Source organism: Streptomyces sp. NPDC052236, from assembly GCF_044548015.1.
Classification (GTDB): Bacteria; Actinomycetota; Actinomycetes; order Streptomycetales; family Streptomycetaceae; genus Streptomyces.
The window spans coordinates 82,605-101,116 of sequence record NZ_JBIUBL010000022.1; the positions used below are offsets into that span (position 1 = coordinate 82,605).

The 18,512-nt window shown below is 70.3% G+C and carries 12 protein-coding genes; 8 read left to right on the top strand and 4 right to left on the bottom strand.

Annotated elements, in window-relative coordinates:
• Positions 1-224 precede the first annotated feature (224 nt).
• Positions 225-1,331: an LCP family protein gene (locus ACIHCQ_RS30670; RefSeq protein WP_399669663.1), complete on the bottom strand. Its 1,107-nt coding sequence runs from the start codon at positions 1,329-1,331 to the stop codon at positions 225-227.
• A gap of 381 nt (positions 1,332-1,712) precedes the next feature.
• A complete protein-coding gene (locus tag ACIHCQ_RS30675; RefSeq protein ID WP_399669443.1) occupies positions 1,713-1,883 on the bottom strand; it encodes a hydrophobic protein in 171 nt (56 codons plus the stop codon).
• 128 nt (positions 1,884-2,011) lie between these two features.
• On the opposite strand from ACIHCQ_RS30675, the gene ACIHCQ_RS30680 reads away from it, so the two are divergent.
• The 5 genes from ACIHCQ_RS30680 to ACIHCQ_RS30700 all read left to right on the top strand — a co-directional run bounded on the left by ACIHCQ_RS30680 (position 2,012) and on the right by ACIHCQ_RS30700 (position 9,392).
• Entirely contained in the window at positions 2,012-2,524 is a 513-nt protein-coding gene (locus ACIHCQ_RS30680; protein WP_399669446.1) for a DUF6328 family protein, read from the top strand.
• Positions 2,525-2,652: 128 nt separating this feature from the next.
• The gene (locus ACIHCQ_RS30685; RefSeq protein WP_399669449.1) at positions 2,653-3,315 is read left to right on the top strand and encodes an LAETG motif-containing sortase-dependent surface protein; all 663 of its coding nucleotides are present in this window, start codon (positions 2,653-2,655) and stop codon (positions 3,313-3,315) included.
• 435 nt (positions 3,316-3,750) lie between these two features.
• Positions 3,751-7,266 carry a phosphodiester glycosidase family protein gene (locus ACIHCQ_RS30690; RefSeq protein ID WP_399669452.1) on the top strand — a complete coding sequence of 1,172 codons (3,516 nt, stop codon included), beginning with the start codon at positions 3,751-3,753 and terminating at the stop codon, positions 7,264-7,266.
• A 192-nt stretch (positions 7,267-7,458) separates the two neighbouring features.
• Complete coding sequence (locus ACIHCQ_RS30695) at positions 7,459-8,550, top strand: lytic polysaccharide monooxygenase (protein WP_399669455.1); 1,092 nt, start codon at positions 7,459-7,461, stop codon at positions 8,548-8,550.
• A gap of 44 nt (positions 8,551-8,594) precedes the next feature.
• Positions 8,595-9,392 (top strand): endo-1,4-beta-glucanase, encoded by a 798-nt coding sequence (locus tag ACIHCQ_RS30700; protein ID WP_399669666.1) that lies wholly within the window; start codon positions 8,595-8,597, stop codon positions 9,390-9,392.
• 98 nt (positions 9,393-9,490) lie between these two features.
• On the opposite strand, the gene ACIHCQ_RS30705 is transcribed toward ACIHCQ_RS30700, so the two are convergent.
• Positions 9,491-12,985 carry a substrate-binding domain-containing protein gene (locus tag ACIHCQ_RS30705; protein WP_399669457.1) on the bottom strand — a complete coding sequence of 1,165 codons (3,495 nt, stop codon included), beginning with the start codon at positions 12,983-12,985 and terminating at the stop codon, positions 9,491-9,493.
• An 88-nt stretch (positions 12,986-13,073) separates the two neighbouring features.
• The gene (locus ACIHCQ_RS30710; RefSeq protein ID WP_399669460.1) at positions 13,074-14,054 is read right to left on the bottom strand and encodes a polysaccharide lyase family 1 protein; all 981 of its coding nucleotides are present in this window, start codon (positions 14,052-14,054) and stop codon (positions 13,074-13,076) included.
• Positions 14,055-14,363: 309 nt separating this feature from the next.
• On the opposite strand from ACIHCQ_RS30710, the gene ACIHCQ_RS30715 reads away from it, so the two are divergent.
• The 3 genes from ACIHCQ_RS30715 (at position 14,364) to ACIHCQ_RS30725 (ending at position 18,493) form a co-directional block, all read left to right on the top strand.
• On the top strand, positions 14,364-15,794 hold the full coding sequence (locus ACIHCQ_RS30715; RefSeq protein WP_399669463.1) for a DUF1996 domain-containing protein: 1,431 nt from the start codon (positions 14,364-14,366) through the stop codon (positions 15,792-15,794).
• Between the two features lie 236 nt (positions 15,795-16,030).
• Complete coding sequence (locus tag ACIHCQ_RS30720; protein ID WP_399669466.1) at positions 16,031-17,194, top strand: serine hydrolase domain-containing protein; 1,164 nt, start codon at positions 16,031-16,033, stop codon at positions 17,192-17,194.
• 90 nt (positions 17,195-17,284) lie between these two features.
• Positions 17,285-18,493, top strand: a complete 1,209-nt coding sequence (locus tag ACIHCQ_RS30725) for an acyl-CoA dehydrogenase family protein (RefSeq protein ID WP_399669469.1) — start codon at positions 17,285-17,287, stop codon at positions 18,491-18,493.
• Positions 18,494-18,512 lie beyond the last annotated feature (19 nt).

Sequence of the window (18,512 nt, forward strand, 5' to 3'; positions counted from 1 at the left end):
ACACCATCGTCTGGCGGCGCGCGCACGAGAAGGCCGCCGTCGCCGCGCGCGGCCCGCTGACCGACCTGCTGCTCACCATCTATCCGGCGGCGCCCCCTCGACAGGGAAGACAGGGGGCGCGTCGAAGTCCTCGGCGATGCGGAACTGCTCGACTTCTGGTTGCAGCGGGTCAGCTTCGGCTGACTGGCGACTGGCGCCAACCGGGTTTTGGGGCGCTCCCGCCCTCACCTGTCCGGCTGCGGCTGCTGAGTGCCGCACAGCAGCCGGTCGCCGCGTACGGGAGCTCCCTCGACGCTGCTCCGGTCGTGGACGATCCTGGCGACCGCGGCGCCGTCGGAGCCGACCGCGACATCGAAGGTCTCGCCGTGTCCGGCCACGGGACGCAGCTCAGCGCCGGGGAGCACGGCGGTGACCGTGGGCACATACCGCTCCCAGTACGGGTCGTAGGTGATGACAGTCCCGCCCCGGGGCCGCGCCGCGCCCAGCTGACCCGTGGCGGCGGACTCGACCGCGAAGCCCTGCGCGCGCAGCGCGCGAGCGACCTCAGGATCGGAGACCCGTAGCCGGATCAGGGCCGGGTCATCGGCGACCGGGATGTCCTCCTTGTTGGGCTGGATACGACGGTCGTCGGCGATCGGCCGGTCCTCGCGCAGCGCCGCCCACAGCGCGGCGGACCGCTGCGGGTGCCAGAGGAGCGTGGAGCCCCACTGAGGTACGCGGTGGTCGAACTCCTCCATCGGGACGGTCACGAACTCCGTCTGCCGTGCGGTCAGCCTCCCCAGTGCCCCGCCCAGCCGGATCAGGTCGTGGAAACCGGTGTCCGCGTCCACGCGTACGGATTTCAGCAGCCGGTAGGCGGTGAGCGCCGCGGCGGCCCGGTTCGCGAAGGCCCCTTCGGCGCGCAGCCGGGACACCAGCTCGTTGAGCAGGCGCTGCTGACGGCGGACCCGGCCCAGATCGCCGGGCGGGGACACATGCCGGGTGCGTACGTACTGCAGCGCGCCCCGGCCGTCCAGCTGGTGGGTCCCCGCCGCCAGATTCAGCCCGGAACCGGCATCGTTCAGGGGCTTGTCCGTGCACACCCGCGCGCCGTCCAGCCGGTCCACGGTGTCGGCGAAGCCGGTGAAGTCGGTCTCCAGGTAGTGATCGATCCGCAGCCCGGTCGCCTGTTCCACCGTCCGTACGGCCAGCTCGCCACCGCCGTGCTGATAGGCGCCGTTGATCTTCCCGGCGTGGCGGGGATGGGCGTGATCGGCGAACTCCACGTACGAGTCCCGGGGAATGGAGACCACGCTCAGGCGCCGGCGGTTCTCCGCGAGGTGCGCAATCATTATCACGTCCGTGCAATTGCATTCCTTGCCGCCGACGTGAAGACGCTTCCGGTCCTCGGCGGAAATGCCGGTCCGCCGATCGATTCCGACAAGGAGGATATTGGTGCCGTCGCCATGACCTTGAGTGGATCCGTTGGCGCTGTTCGCCACCCAGATGGACCCACCCGACGCGAGAGCGGCGATCAGAACAGCCGTGACGGCGAAAGTGCGCACAGAGGACTCCTCCGATATCGGACCGTGATCATATGAAGAAGGAAGCACGGATTCCGCGCCAGGGCACGTATTTGAGGGCGAGTCTGCCGAGAGGTGTCGGACAAGGGGTGAGGCGTCGGACAAGGACGGACGGCGGCCCGCAGGCCGCCGTCCGTATGCGATTCTCGTCTACCACCGATACCAGCGGGACCTCGTGCCGGTCGTTGTGGTGCTCCGCATCAGGAAACCGAGAAGCCAGATGACGAGCACCGCGAGCGCGATCCACCACAGCACCTTCAGGGCGAAACCGGCTCCGAAGAGCACGAGCGCCAGTAGTAGAACGAGCAGGATGGGAACCATATTCTGCACCTCCACCCCGCCGGGTGCCCGGGATATCCGCGGATACACGCGACGTTTGACGCAGGTCGCCCCGGGCAGGCGCGTTCAAGTGCCCGCGGCGCATCATGCGACACATGGGAGGTAACCCGGTGAGGCAGGAAAGCGACGGTGGCGGCCTTACTCGCGGTCGGCACGAGACGGAGGAAGAAAGGGCCGACCGGCGGTGGGGTGAACTGCTGCAGGAACTCCGGGTCGCCCAGACCGGTATGCAGATCCTCTTCGGCTTTCTGCTCACCGTGGCATTCCAGCCCCGCTTCACTGATCTTTCCCAGACCGACCGGCACATCTATATGGTCACCGTGTTGCTGGGGGCGGCGACGACCGGCGCTCTCGTCGGTCCGGTGTCGTTCCACCGCCTTGTCACCGGCAGGCGGCTGAAACCGCAGACGGTCGAATGGGCCTCCCGCCTCACCCTTCTTGGGCTGGTGCTCCTGTTGTGCACGATCACGTCGGCGATGCTGCTCATCCTGCGGGTGATCGTGGCCGACTTTGTCGCCCTGTGGCTGGTGGTGGGAACGGTCATCTGGTTCATCATCTGCTGGTTCGTTCTCCCGCTCTGGGCACTCGCCGCCGCCCGCGCCCGGCATATGACCGAAAAGTGATGCGGGCCGGTCCGTGAGACCAGTTGTCCCGTCAACTCTGTGGTGCGGGGCGCGTGTTGGCCTTGAAAGTTGTGACGATACTGTGCGCGCACCGCCACATGAGTGGCGTGGCAACCATGGAGGAATTCGTGACAGCAATCAACAGATCGTGGCGGCGTTCGGGGGCGCTCATAGCGGTCGCGACGGTCGGCGTCCTGGGCGCCGGCGGTGTGACCGCCGGTCCCGCAATGGCGCACACTCCGGTGTGGTCCGTGACCTGCACCGAGGTCAAGGTCGATCTGACCAAGTACACCACCAAAGCAGACAACACCGTGAACATCACTGTGGACGGCAAGGACCTGCTGCCGACCGAGACGTTCAAGGGCGAGTTCCACAAGAAGCTTGAGCTTCCCCAGCACGACAAGGAGCTCACCGTCCACCTCATCGTGAAGGCGGGCGACGGCGACCAGTTCTCGCGTGACCTGACCGAGACGGCTCCGGTGTGCGAGGGCACCACCCCGTCCCCGACGCCGCCGACTTCGCCGCCGGTCACGCCGTCGCCCTCGGACACGCCGAGTACGACCGCGCCCACCCCGAGCAGCACGCCGAGCACGCCGAGCACGCCGGGCACATCCACGTCCACCTCTGCCGCGGTGCCGCCGCCGGCGGAGCCGAGCGCCAACTCGGGCGATGGCGACCTCGCCGAGACGGGCTCCTCCAGCTCCACGCCGCTGATCGGCGGCGCCGGCGCGCTCGTCATCCTCGCGGGTGGCGGCATCGTCTGGGCCGCGCGCAAGCGGCGGAGCGCGTAGCACTGACCAACTGACCAACTGACCCGATACGCAGGGCGGGTGGGCCGCGGGGAACCGGCCCACCCGTCTTCCTTTTGCGCCTAAACCGGCGCCGCTCTCGCGGAGGTGGCTGATCTGCGTGTGGGTTGCTCAATTGATGATTGCGGTGCTCTCCAGGAATCGCCGCACGGTCTCAGGAGTCTGTCCATGAAGACGATCGACGAACTACTTACCGAAGTGTGCGTGCTCAGCGCGCGCCGTTCAGTGCGCGCCGTTCGGTGCGCTCGGCGCGCTCCCTAAAGGCCTGAACGCCCCTCGCCATCCTGCCGGTTCCCGCTGTTCTCCCCGACGTTCCCACTACCCCCTGGTGCGTTTGATCGAGCACCGCGATGCTGTCCGCGGACAGGGCTTACCGCGCTGTCGGCGTTCTCAATCAGCCGTACTCCAGGAGTAGTTGTGGGCCTTGGCCTAGCAAGACGGTCCGTCGTGCTGTTCGCGGCGGTTTCCGCACTGACGGCGGCGGGGCTGTCCCCCGCCGTCGCCGATTCCCATCCCGACCCCCGTCCCCGAGACTCCACCGAAGTGCTGCGCCCCGTCGCGCCGCCACCCGCCAGCGCCCCGGCCGGACGCACCGAATCCGTCGCGGACGGCGACGGAATCGAGACCGCGCACAGCTCCCGGCCGATCGCCCCGGGCATCAGCCTCACCTCGTACGACCGCCTCGAATCCGACAAGTGGCTGCGCGTCGACGCCCTCTCGGTCGACCTCGACGGCAGCGGCGTACAGGCGGACTACCTCTCCTCCGGCAAGGTCGCCGACCGCCGCACCGTCTCCGAACTCGCCGCCGGGCACGACCCCGGCAAGGGCAGACGCACGGTCGCCGCGATCAACGCGGACTTCTTCGACATCAACGAGACCGGTGCGCCGCAGGGCCCCGGCATCAAGGACGGCAAGGTCACCCACTCGCCCGGCCCCGGGGCCAACCGGGCCGTCGCCATCGGACCCGAGAGCGCCGGACGCGTCCTGCGGCTCTACTTCGACGGCACGCTGACACTCCCCTCGGGCCCGCACCCCCTGACCGCGTACAACGCCGCGAACGTCCCGGCCGGCGGCATCGGCGCCTACACCGCCGCCTGGGGTACGGCCGCCCGCGCCCTGACCGTCGACGGCGCGCTTCCCGTAGCCGAAGCGCTCATACGAGACGGCAAGGTCGTCGCCGTCACCGACCGGCCAGGCACCGGACCCATCGCCGCGGACACCACCGTCCTGGTCGGCCGGGAAGCCGGAGCCGCACTGCTGGCCGCCCTGCGCCCCGGCGACCCGGTCGCCCTGGAGTACCGGGCGCGCACCGACAGCGGCCCCGTGCCCCGTACCGCCGTCGGCGGCCGTGAACTCCTCGTCGTCGACGGCGTATCGCAGAACCACGAGGGCCAGAGCAACAACACCGCCGCCCCCCGCACCGCCGTCGGCTTCTCCCGGGACGGCCGCGCCATGCAGGTCATCACCGTCGACGGCCGCCAGGCCGACAGCGGCGGCGTCACCCTCACCGAACTCGCCGTGATGATGAAGGAGGCCGGGGCGTACAGCGCGCTCAACCTCGACGGCGGCGGCTCCTCGACACTCGTCGCCCGCGAACCGGGCAGCGACGCCCTCCAGGTGGAGAACAGCCCCTCCGACGGCAGCCAGCGCACGGTCCCCAACGGCCTTGCCCTCACCGCCCCCGACGGCAGCGGACGGCTCCGCGGCTTCTGGGTCGAGACCCGCGTCCCCGCCGGTGGCGCGCCCACCGCGGACCCGGTCAAGGGCGGTCACCCCGAGCGCGTGTTCCCCGGCCTGACCCGCGGCCTCACCGCCGCCGGTTACGACGAGACGTACGGACCGGCCGCGGGCACCCCGCACTGGCGGGCCGTACGCTCATCGGTCGGCCGGGTCGACGACCGGGGCGTGTTCCGGGCGCGGCACAGCGGCACCACCGAGATACGCGCGGAACGCGCGGGCGCGCACGGCTCCACCGAACTGACCGTGCTCGGCGAGCTGGCCCGGATCGAGCCGACCACCCGGCGCGTCGGCCTCGCGGACACGAGCGCCACCGGCGCCTTCGGCCTCCTCGGATTCGACGCCCAGGGCAACAGCGCGCCCATCGAGCCCTCCGATGTGAAACTCGCCTACGACCACACGCTGTTCGACGTCCGGGACGACGGCAAGGGATCATTCACCGTCAAGTCCCTCACGGGCAGCGGCGGCGGCCAGATCACGGCCACAGTCATGGGCGACGGCACCCCCCGCACCACGGTCCTCGCCGTCGGCGTCGGCCTCGCAGAACAGCCGGTCTCCGCCTTCGACGACGCGGCCTCCTGGACCTTCAGCCACGCCCGCGCCAGCGGCTCGGTCGCGGCCACACCCGAGGGCCAGAGCGGCTCAGGACTGGAACTGAGCTACGACTTCACCCTCTCGACCGCGACCCGGGCCGCATACGCCACTCCGCCGCAGCGGATCGCCGTCGCGGGCCAGCCGCAGTCCTTCACGCTCTGGATCAACGGCGACGGGAAGGGCGCCTGGCCCACCCTGCACCTCAAGGACGCGGCAGGCTCCGACCAGTTGCTGCGCGGACCGTACGTCACCTGGACCGGCTGGCGGCAGGTGACCTTCGCCGTACCGCCGGGCGCCGCGATGCCGCTGGCGGTGCACCGCTTCTATCTGGCCGAGGCCGTTGGCGCCAGGCAGTACACCGGGAAGATCGTGATCGACGGCCTGGCCGCGCAGGTGCCGCCCACCGTCGTACTGCCCGAACAGCCGCGTACGGCCGACCCGCTGATCGACCCGGCGGCCGAGACCGAGGCCAGGGACTGGCGGTTCGCGGTCATGTCCGACGCGCAGTTCGTCGCCCGCACCCCGGACAGCGCGATCGTGGCGCAGGCGCGCCGGACCCTGCGCGAGATCAAGGCGGCCCGGCCGGACTTCCTCATCATCAACGGCGACCTCGTCGACGAGGGCTCGCCCGCGGACCTCGCCTTCGCGCGCCGCGTACTGACCGAGGAGCTGGGAGATGAGCTGCCCTGGTACTACGTACCGGGCAACCATGAGGTGATGGGCGGGAAGATCGACAACTTCGTCGCCGAATTCGGCCCGGCACAGCGCACCTTCGACCATCGCTCCACCCGCTTCCTGACCCTGGACACGTCCAGCCTGTCCCTGCGTGGCGGCGGCTTCGGACAGATCAAGGAGCTGCGGGCGCAGCTCGACGCGGCGGCGAAGGACCCGGACATCGGATCGGTGCTGCTGGTCGAGCACGTGCCGCCGCGCGACCCCACGGTCCAGAAGGGCAGCCAGCTCGGGGACCGCAAGGAGGCGGCGCTCATCGAGCAGTGGCTCGCCGAGTTCCGCCGTACGACCGGCAAGGGCGCGGGGCTCGTCGGCAGCCATGTCGGCGTCTTCCACGCCGAGCACGTGGACGGCGTGCCGTATCTGATCAACGGCAACTCGGGCAAGGCACCCGCGGGCCCGGCCAACGAGGGCGGCTTCACCGGCTGGTCGCTCGTCGGCGTCGACAAGGTGTCGCGGGGCGAGCAGGCGGTCGGCAGGCTCAAGCCGTGGGAGGGCCGCCCGGACTGGGTCTCGGTCCAGACCCGCGCGCACGTCGACGGCCTCACGCTGGACGCGCCGGCGGTACTGAGCCCCGGCCACACGGCGTACGCCCGTGCGACGGTCACCCAGGGGACGCGGCAGATCCCGGTGGCGTTCCCGCTCAGCGCCGACTGGACGGGCTCGCCGAACCTGCACATCGGCGCGGTGCGGGACGCCAGGCACCGCCATGTGGCTGTGTTCGACCCGGTGACGGGGCGGCTCACGGCGCTCCGGGCAGGGACGGTGACGCTGGCGGTGACGGTGGGCGGCGTCACGCAGCGTACGCAGATCCGCGTCGCGGCGGCAGGGACGGTGTCGGGCATGGCGTCGGCGGGCGCGGTGGCGTAGCCGCGCGGGGCCCGCGTCCGCTCCGGACGCGGGCCCGGCCCTCCAGGCGCACTTGACCGTCACTGTCCCAACGGTTGTGCGAGTTGTTTACAGAGGTTCAAGTCAGCGCTACGTTCCGAAGTGGGTGGTGGGAGCGCTCCCACCACCGTCGCGCGATGAACCCCACTCGCCCCACCGAAGGGAATCAGCGCCATGCCACGAGGATTACGGTCCCCATCGAACCCGAACCCACCGAACCACCGCAGATCGATCCTGCTCATCCTGCTCGCCGTCCTCACCTCCCTGCCCGCCCTGGGTCTGATCGCCTTCTCCGAAGGCACAGCCGCCGCCCACGGCACCCCGATGAAGCCCGCCAGCCGCACCTTCATGTGCTGGCGCGACGGCCTCACGAGCACGGGGGAGATCAAACCCAACAACCCCGCGTGCAAAGCCGCGGTGGCCCAGAGCGGCACCACCCCGCTGTACAACTGGTTCTCCGTGCTGCGCTCCGACGGCGCGGGCCGCACCCGCGGCTTCGTGCCCGACGGGCAGCTGTGCAGCGGCGGCAACAGCACCTTCTCCGGCTACAACCTCCCGCGTACGGACTGGCCGCTGACCCATCTCACCTCGGGCGCCACGGTCAACTTCTCGTACAACGCCTGGGCGGCACACCCCGGCTGGTTCTACGTCTACATCACCAAGGACGGCTTCGACCCGGCGAGGACACTCACCTGGAACGACGTGGAGGAGCAACCGTTCCTTTCCATCGACCATCCGCCGCTCAACGGAACCCCGGGCACGGTCGAGGCCGACTACCGCTGGAGCGGCGCGCTGCCCTCCGGCAAGAGCGGACGCCACATCATCTACATGGTGTGGCAGCGCTCGGACAGCGCCGAGACCTTCTACAGCTGCTCCGACGTCGTCTTCGACGGCGGTAATGGCGAGGTCACCGGCGTCGGACCCGACGGCAGCGACCCGGGAGACCCCACCGACCCTCCGACCGGTGACTGCACGGCGGCCCAGCGCACCGTCTCCACCTGGAACGGCGGCGGCCAGACCGAAGTGACCGTCACCAACACATCTGACCACCCCATCCTCGGCTGGATGACCGAGTGGACCTTGGGCGACGGCAGGCGCATCGACAGTCTGTGGAACGGTTCCATGACCGCTCAGGGCCAGAAGGTGATGGTGCACAACGCCAACTGGAACGGCTCGCTGGCGGCCGGTGCGAGCACGACGTTCGGCTATGTCACCGCGGGCGGCCCGCCGGAACCCGGCACGGTGCCGGTCTGCACCGTCCACTGACCGGCGCCGCGTAACCCCCCACCCGAAGGGCACTCGCATGCCACATCAGCACCGACGGCCCGGATTCAGAAAGAAGGCGAGGACCGCGCTCGCGGTCGGCGTCGCGCTCGCAGCCGCCTCCACCGTTACGGTCGCGTACGCCGGCGAGCAGGCCAGGACGTGTACGGCGTTCTCCACCATCACGATGGGCAAGTACTACCGTCAACAACAACCTCTGGGGCCAGGACAGCGGCACCGGCTCCCAGTGCGTATGGGACACCTCCCAGAACGGCGACACCATCGCCTGGGGCACGGACTACACCTGGTCCGGCGGACAGTACAACGTGAAGTCCTACGCCAGTTCGGTACTCGGCTGGCACTGGGGCTGGAAGGTCGACAAGCCCAGAACCGAGCTGCCCGTACGGGTCGGTGACCGCAGGCGCATCGACACCACCTGGGACTTCACGGTCAGCTCCAACCCCGGCGTCATGAACGTCGCCTACGACCTGTGGCTGCACAGCAAGAACAACGCCGACTGGCCGGATCAGCCGACCGACGAGGTCATGATCTGGCTCAACCGCCAGGGCGGCGCGGGCCCACTCGGCTCGAAAGTCGGCTCGGTCAGCCTCGGCGGCGCGATGTGGGACCTCTACGAGGGCGACATCGGCTGGAAAGTCCACTCCTTCGTCAGGGTCGCCAACACCTCAAGGGCCACCCTGAACATGGACGACTTCCTCCAGGCCCTGGTCCGTCGCAACTACCTGTCCAACGACAAGTATGTGTCGGGTATCGAGGCGGGAACCGAGGTCTTCACGGGCACCGGCCGCGTGGACACCAGGGCGTACTCGGTCGACGTCGGCTGAGCCGCACGGCGGTTGGCTGAGTCGCACGACGGCGGCCGGGCCGTGTCATGTGTGTGGCATCAAGCATGTCGGTTCGGCCGTCGTCGGGCCCGCCGTCGTCAGGCCCGCGCGGAGCTCTTCCGGTAGGTGTGCGGGGCCACCCCCGTGACCTTGTGGAAGACCCGGCTGAAGTACGCGCGGTCGCGGAAGCCGACCGCGCGGGCCACCGTCTGCACGCTGTCGTCGCTCTGCCGCAGCCGCTCCTTGGCCCGCTGGATGCGCAGCCGGATGAGGTAGTCCCACAGCGGCAGGCCGAGCCGCCGGTGGAAGAGCCTGCTGAGATGGTCCTCGCTGACCCCGGCGGCCTCGGCCACCTGCCAGCGCGAGATCTGGTGCCGGTAGTGCTGCTCCAGATACGCGAGCGCGACATGCACCGGTGCGTCGGTGTACCGCGCGCCCTGCGGCGTGGGACGTGTCATGGCGGCGAGCAGCCGGGTGGTCTCCGTCTCGGTGAGGATGTCCCGGCCGAGCAGGACAAGACCGGGGTGCGGCTCGGCGCGCCGGGCGTCGGCCGCGGTGAAGTCCCGGTCACCCAGCATCAGAACCGGGATCCTCTCGTGCCCCTCCTTGGTGCGCATCCGCTCGACCACATCGAACCCGGCCATGTCCGGCAGCGTGCGCGAGACGATGAGCAGACAGGGCACGGCCTCCGCGAGCACGGCGAGCGCCGTCATGCCGTCGGGCGCGGTACGCACCGCCCGGCCGGGCAGGGCGTGGGCGACGGTCTGCCGCAGATGTTCGCGGGACCGGGCGTCGGGGTCCGCTATCACCACGGGTTCGGTCGGCCCCGAGGGGCGCAGAGCCTGCACCGCCTGGGCCAGAGTGTCCCCGTACACCGGGCCGTAGAGCAGGAACGGGGTCCGGCGCAGCGCGGGATGGTCGTGCAGCCGCTGGAGCGAGTTCCAGTCCTGCGGGTGCGCGGTGTCGGTGTCCCAGGCGATGGCGACGGGCTGGTGGGCAGCGACGAGGGCGGTGAGGTCGTCGTCGGGGCGCAGCCACCGCACCAGCAGACCGCGCTGCCTGGCCATGTCGTCCATCTCCCCGCGCGGCGCTCCCGCCCCCGCGACGAGCAGCGTGCGGGAGGTGCCCGGGGAGGGGTGCGGTGGCTCCGCGGGGGTGGGCAGCGGCAGGTCGAGCCGTAAACCCCGGTGGGCCGGGCCGGTGTCCAGGCTGACCGAGCCGCCGTGCAGCGCCGCCAGCCTGCGGGCGATGGCCGGGCCGAGGCGGGTGCCGGGTTCGCCGGGGGCGAAGGGTTCCAGCAGCTGTTCGGCGTCCTCGGGCGCGAGATCGCGGTCCGGGCAGGCGATGCGTATCCGCAGCAGCGTCGGGTGGGGGTCGGCGGTGAGCAGTAGCCGGTGGGGCGGTCCTGAGGAGCCCGAGGGCGCGGCGGCGGCGATCAGCAGGTTGACGACGATCTGGCGCAGCCGGTCGGGGTCCGCGCGTACGGCGGGCAGCCGGCGGGGGAGGCAGAGCCGGGTGATGTACGGGCCGAAGCCCGTTGCGCGGCCCGTCGCGGAGGCCGTACGGACGGCGTCGTGCAACGCCTGCACCAGTACGGGCCGGGGGTCCAGCAGCGTCAGGGAGAGGTCGAGGCCGTCGGACTCGGCGCGGGAGAGGTCCAGCAGATCGTCGATCAGGCGCAGCAGCCGGGCGGATTCCTCGTGCGCGCGGCGCAGCGCGACGGCGGGGGAAACGTTGTCTTCGGGCGACTGCGTGAGCCGCAGGATCGCCTCGACCGGGCTGCGCAGTTCGTCGGTCGCGTTGTCCAGCAACCGGGTCTTGAACCGGCTGGCCTGCTCGGCGGTGTCCCGGGCCCTGCGTACCTCGTCGAACAGCCGGATCCCCTTCAGCGCCGCGCTGATCTGGTCGCCCAGCGCCCCGTACAGCGCCCCTCGCCGCGCTGCCTCCTGCCGGGAGCCCCCGTCGAAGAGCGCGAAGCCGAGGTGCTCGTCGCCGACGTGGAGAGGCTCAAGGACGAGCGTGAAACGGCGGTCGCGCGGCAGCAGTTCGTCGGGGAGCAGCAGCCGTACGGGATAAGGCGCGCCGAGCGCCCCGGCGCCGCCCCGGTCCAGCGGGGCGCGCTCCTCGCGGGAGAGCACCGGCCTGGCTGTGCCCGCGCTTCCGGCGGCGCCGGGGGCTCCGCCCTCGTCGTAGAGCACCAGCCGGCACTGAGGCACCGCGGAGGGCAGCCGGCGCGCGAGGGCTCCGGTGAGCGCGTCGATGTCGGTGACGGTCGTCAGGGTGGTGCCCAGTTCGCGCAGCCCGATGGATTCCTGTTCGGCCTCCCAGCGCTCGTACTCCAGCAGCCGCCGCGCCTTGTCGGCCACCATGAGCCGTGCCTGGCCCAGGAACCGCTCGGCCACCGCGCGGGACTCCGCCGACAGCCGGGGCACCACCAGCGTGCGGACGCGCAGCAGGGCACGGTCCCAGTCGACGGCGTCCGTGGAGGAGTGGACCTGGGTGGAGATGAGGGCCTCCAGCAGCTCAAGGAATCCGGCCCCGTCCGGACAACCGGCCCCGTCCGGACAGCCGGCCTCGCCGGAGCCCGCGCCCACATCCGCGAGGAAGGCCGCGGCGAGTTCCGGACCGGCCCCTGGCAGGACCGTGAAGACGTCCACGGGCACCGCGTCGCCGCACTCGGGCTCCGCGGTGTCCTTCGGCCGGCCCTGCGTCACCAGGGGCGAAGGGCAGCCGCAGGAGCGGCGGATGACCAGCGACCCCGGCACGGCCGTACGTTCGGGCGGGCGGCTGCCCCGTAATCGCGCGACCAGCGTGTCCACCGCCAGTTCGCCGAGTTCGGCGAAGGGCAGCGCGACCGAGGTGAGCGCCGGATCCGACAGCCGGGCCTCCGGCGAGTCGTTGAAGCTGACGACCGCCACGTCCTCCGGCACTCTGATGCCTCTGCCCGCCAGAAACCGCAGGGCGTCGGCCGCCAGTACGTCGCTGCACGCGACTACCGCGTCGAAGTCCCGCACGGGGCGCAGCCCCCGCGCGTCCAGCAGCACGCGCATCGCCGCCGCTCCCGCGCCGTCGCCGAACCCCATGGCACCGCCGACCAGATTGCGGTCGTGGGGGAGGCGGTGCCGGGCCAGGGCTTCGAAGTAGGCGCGGCAGCGGCGGCGGGACACGGGGTTGGTGAGCGGCCCGCGGATGCAGGCGAGGCGCTGTCGGCCGTGCTGCCCGACGAGATGCCCCACGGCCTCCCGCATCCCCGCGTCCGAATCCAGCGACAGGACCTCGTGCCCGCCGAGAGCCCGGTTGAGGCTGACCACCGGCAGCGTCCCGAGCCGCCGGAGGAGGCCCTCGGCACGGTCGCCCTCGGCGGGCAGCCCCAGCGTGGACGTCCAGCAGATGACACCGTCCAGCCGGTCGGGGCCGACCAGGTCGTACAGCGCGCTGCGGTGTGCTTCGCCCGGCCGCAGGGCGCCGCCGGGGAAGCACACCACATTGACGTTGTCGCGTTCCGCCGCCCGCAGTACCCCGGACCACAGGGTGGCACCCACTCCGAGATGGACGTTCGCGGTGAGTAGCCCCACCGTGAGCCGCTCGGCCATGGGCTGCCTCGCTCGTAGCAACTCGTCCCCGGAGTCGTGGAAGCTAGTCGAGGACCAGTGCCAGGGCAATAGCGGTGTCACACGGGTGTCAGATCTTTCCGACCCCCGCACCGGCCGTGACGGCAGCCTTTACGCCGGAAGCGGCGGCGGGCGTGTAGCTGTACGGGATCGACGCGACGCTGCCACCGGCCTGCCCGCCGCCGGAGTTGACGAAGTGGTTGTTCCTGGCCACCAGCGTGCCGGGGCCGGATGCCGCCTCGCCGAGGTGGAACGGGTCCTCCGTGTTCTCGAAGTAGTTCCCCTCCACCAGCACTCCCGCGTTCTCCGTGGAGGCGACACCGTAGCTGCCCACACTGCGGAAGTAGTTGTTCAGCACGTGCACCGGATTGCCGAAGCGGACCCGCGGATTGCGCTGGTTTGTGCCGTCGAAGTAGTTGTGGTCGAAGGTGACCTTCAACTTGCCGGTGTCTTCGGAAGAGTTGCTGTCCGAGTGGCCCAGCAGCATGTTCTTGTCCTGGTTGTGCGACCGGTTCCAGGACACGGTGATGTTGGTGGACGCGCGCTTGATGTCGACGCCGCCGTCGCTCGCGCCGGAGATGTCGTTGTGGTCGATCCACACCTTGGTGGAGTACTGCACGTTGATGGCGTCATCGTTGGAACCACTGAAGGTCAGGTTCTGGATGATGACGTTGTTGACGGAGGCCACGTTGAGCCCGCTGCCGGTGATACGGCCGGACGTGCCCACACCTACGATCGTCTTGTTCGAGGTCACCTTGGTCATGCTGCTCAGCGAGACGGTGCCGTTGACCCGTATGACCAGCGGCTCGCTCTTCTTGACCTCCGCGAGGAACTGGGAGGCGTTCGACACGGTGACGGTGGCCCCGCCCGCGCCGCCCGTGGTGCCGGCGCCGAAGCCGACCGGTCCTGCTGCTGCCACACCGCTCTGACCGGCTGCGGAACCGGTGGAGCTGGTGGCGCTGTTGGCTACGCCGGGTCCGGCGAGGGCGACCGTGGCTACGGTCGCCGCCGCCGTACCGATCAGCTTGAATCGTGCGCTCGTCCTGCGCATGATGTTCTCCGTCCGTGGGGTGTCTGGAGATGGCCCGCGCACATGTCCTCAGTGCATGTCCATGCCACGCGACCGCGATCATTTCCGAGGCTAGGGCGATCGCTGTGGTCGATGGCGGGCTCCATGTGGACTATGGCGTGCTGACCCGGACGGCGGTGTTCCGCGAGAGCTTCCGAGAGAGCCGTCCGAGAACTTACGAGACTGTGACGACCGATCGATTGGTAGCTCTGATGGGGCAGTTGCTGCCAAAGTGAACGCCGAACCGACCGGCGATGCGATCTGCGGCTGCCGGAAGACGAAGGGACCCTCATGGATCAGCGGCACAGGTTGAATCGCACCCGGCGGAACGCGCTCATCGCCGTCGCCGGGTTGGTGCTCGGTGGCGGCGGCCTGGTGGCTGTCAACGTCGCGGCCAACGCGGGCGGCTCAGGAGAACAGCGGGGCGGGAGTGTTGTCTGTCCGGCGGTGGAGGGGCAGCTGTCGGCGGTTCCCCAACGGGCGCGCGGCGAGGTGGACCGTAATCTCAGCATGATGCGGCAGCAGGTCGAGGAGGCCGACGCGAGGCTGTCCTCGGCGAAGGGCGAGTCGTCGCGCGGGGACCTCGGCCCGCTGTGGTCGAAGCGGTCGGCCGCGCTGGAGCGGATCGAGATCGCCGTCGAGCGGGCGGGTGGACAGCGGCCACAAGGGCTGCAGAGCCTGGCGGTCTGTACGGTCGGCGGCAAGGGATCCGCCCAGGTCAAGGCCGAAGGGGACACGCAGCAAGGCGGCCAGAAGAACGGCGGCCAGAACAACGGCCAGAACAATGGCGGCCAGAACAACAACGGCCAGAACAACAACGGCCAGGCGGTCGACAACGGCCCGTCACCGGACGACTTCGTCGACATCACCACCGTCGCACCCAACGTCCGGCGGCCCGGCCAGGGCCGTAACGCCTCCACCGGCACCTTCCAGTCGCGGTGCGGCGTGAACAAGCAAGGAGCGTTCAACTCAGACAACGTCATCGTCGCGCCCGGAGTGGACAACGGGGCACACCACACCCACGACTACGTGGGCGCGGTCGGCGTCGACGCCTTCACGACCAACGACTCGCTCGCCGCCGCCCGGACCACCTGCACCAATGGCGACCGGTCCACCTACTACTGGCCCGTGCTGCGTGACCGCGCCGCCGGCCAGGAGGCGGACGCCAACGAGCAGGGCGGGGGCGCCGAAGGCAACGTCGGAAAGATTCTGACGCCCGCCACCGTCCAGTTGAAGTTCGTCGGCAGCCCGCGGACCAAGGTGGCGGCCATGCCTCGCTTCCTGCGCATCATCACCGGGGACGCCAAGGCCAACGCCAACGGCGGAGGCAACGCCAACGCCCGCTGGACCTGCACCGGTTTCGAGTCCAAGGTCGAACTGACGGACAAGTACCCGATCTGCCCCCAGGGCAGCAAGGTTGTCCGGATCTCCAAGTTCCAGAGTTGCTGGGACGGCAAGAACATTGACAGTGCCAACCACCGGGACCATGTCGCCTTCGCCGACGCCCGGGGCAAGTGCCCCAAGGGCTTCCGGGCGATCCCGCAACTGGTGCAGCGCGTCACGTACAACGGTCTCGCCGGCTCCACCAGCTTCGCCGTCGACAGCTTCCCCGAGTCGCTGCACAAGCCCATCACCGATCACGGCGACTTCATCAACGCCATGTCGGACAAGCTGATGAGGCAGGCCGTGGGCTGCATCAACACCGGTCGCCGCTGCGGCTGACCACCCGCACCCGCCCTGTACGCACCCGCCCCGCACGCACCCGCCCCGCACGCACCCGCCCTGTACGCACCCTCCACCGCGACCGTCGACAAGGCCGATCAGGCCGATCAGGCCGATCAGGCCAACGTCGGCGGTCACCGCAGCCTCCGCCCGTCGCGCCTCTTCACGTCAGTCCGACCAGTCGGTACGTTCGACAGGGTCAGGATACCGACACGGCCCGACGCGACGGAGGCCCCATGACAGAGCCCGTGGCACCACGGATCGACGGCCACTGCGCCAGCCGCTTCGCGGCCGTCCGCGCCGCCTTCCAGGAGAACTTCCGCGACCGCGGCGAACTGGGCGCCGCCGTCACCGTCCTCCTCGACGGTGAGCCGGTCGTGGACCTGTGGGGCGGCTGGGCCGACTCCGCCCGCAGCCGGCCGTGGGAGCGCGAGACCCTCGTCAATGTGTGGTCGACGACCAAGGGTCCTACGGCCCTGTGCGCGCACCTGCTCGCCGACCGCGGGCTGCTCGACCTCGACGCGCCGGTCGCCGCCTACTGGCCCGAGTTCGCCGCCGCCGGCAAGGAGGCCGTTCTCGTACGTCATCTGCTCTCGCACCGCGCGGGCCTGGCCGGGCTGCGCGAACCGCACACGCTCGCCGAGCTCTACGACTGGGAGCTGACCACCGCACGCCTCGCGGCGACCGAGCCCTGGTGGCAGCCCGGCTCCGAGTCCGGCTATCACGCGCTGACGTACGGCTTCCTGGTCGGCGAGGTTGTCCGGCGCGTCACCGGGCAGCTCCCGGGAGAGTTCCTGCACCAGGAGATCACCGGCCCCCTCGGCATCGACTTCACCATCGGCCTGCCGGAGAAGGAGGCCGGGCGCGCCGCCGAGCTGGTGCACCCGCCGGCCGAGTCGACCAGCGAACAGGCCACCATCTTTTCCCAGTTGCGGCCGGTCGCCCTCGCCGCCCTCACCAATCCCGTCACCGGAGCCGCCGCCGCCAACAGCCCCGAGTGGCGCGCCGCCGAGCTCCCCGCCGTCAACGGCCATGGAACGGCCCGCGCGATCGCCGCGCTGTACGGCATCTTCGCGCGCGGAGAGCACGCGGGCCGGCGCGTGCTGTCGCCCGAGTCCGCCGAACGCGTACGCGAAGGCCAGGGCAGCTGCCGGGACCTGGTGCTGGGCGTGGGCTTCACGCACGACACGGAGGTGGCGCTCGGCCTCTGGCTGAGCGGCCGGAACGGCTCGTACGGCCCCAACCCGCGGGCCTTCGGCCACGACGGCTTCGGCGGCTCCTTCGGACTGGCCGACCCCGAGGCGGGCCTGAGCATGGCCTACGTCATGAACCGCATGGGGCCGCACATCGCCGACGACCCCCGCAAAATGGCCTTGATCAAGGCCGTGTACGAGGCGTAGGGGCCCCGCCGCTCTTCCGGATTCTTGCAACACGTTCTACTCTGTGCGCCGCGCCCGGTCGGTACGGACCGCGAGACTCCTGGAGGGGCCGTGCACCTCGAATACACACCTGAGCAGCTGCAGTTGCGCGCCGAACTGCGTACCTACTTCGCCGAACTCGTGCCGGACCGCGCCGCCGCCTTCCCCCAGGGCAGCGCCGCCATGGCCGACCCGGGCGCGCAGAAACGGTTCTACCGCCGGACGATCCGCCGGCTCGGGACGGACGGCTGGCTCGGCGTCGGCTGGCCCAAGGAGTACGGCGGTCGGGGCCTCGGCCCCATGGACCAGTTCATCTTCTTCGACGAGGCCGCCCAGGCGGGCGTACCCCTGCCGCTGATGGCGCTCAACACCGTCGGCCCGACGATCATGCGGTTCGGTACGGAGGAACAGAAGGCGTATTTCCTGCCGAAGATCCTCTCCGGGGAGATCGACTTCGCGATCGGATACAGCGAGCCCGACGCGGGCACCGACCTCGCCGCCCTCAAGACCCGCGCCGTACGCGAGGGCACCGAGGACACCGGCCACTACCTCGTCAACGGACAAAAAATCTGGACCACCAACGGCGACACGGCCGACTGGGTCTGGCTCGCGGTGCGCACCGATCCCGGGGCCCCGCCCCACAAGGGCATCACCATGCTGCTGGTCCCCACCTCCGACCCCGGCTACTCCTGCACCCTCATCAACACCCTCGCCTCGCACGACACCACCGCCAGCTACTACGAGAACATCCGGGTGCCCGCCTCCCGCCGCGTCGGACCGGAGAACAAGGGCTGGCGGCTGATCACCAATCAGCTCAACCACGAACGCGTCACCCTCGCCGCCCACGGCACCATCGCCATCCGCGCGCTCCACGACGTCCAGCGCTGGGCCGCCGACACCAAACTCGCCGACGGCCGCCGCGTCATCGACCTCGGCTGGGTACGCGGACGCCTCGCCATGACCCACACCCGGCTCGACGCGATGAAACTGCTCAACTGGCAAATGGTCAACGCCGTCGAGGAGGACACCCTCACCCCGCAGGACGCGTCCGCCGTCAAGGTGTACGGATCCGAGGCCCGCCGTGACGCGTACGCCTGGCTGATGGAGATCGTCGGCGCGGCGGGGCCCCTCAAGGAGGGCTCGGCGGGCGCGGTCCTGCACGGCGAGCTGGAGCGCGGCTACCGCTCCGCCGTGATCTTCACCTTCGGCGGCGGCAACAACGAGATCCAGCGCGAAATCATCTCCTGGATCGGACTGGGAATGCCGAGGGTACGACGTTGACAGAGAGCCGGCGGCTGGA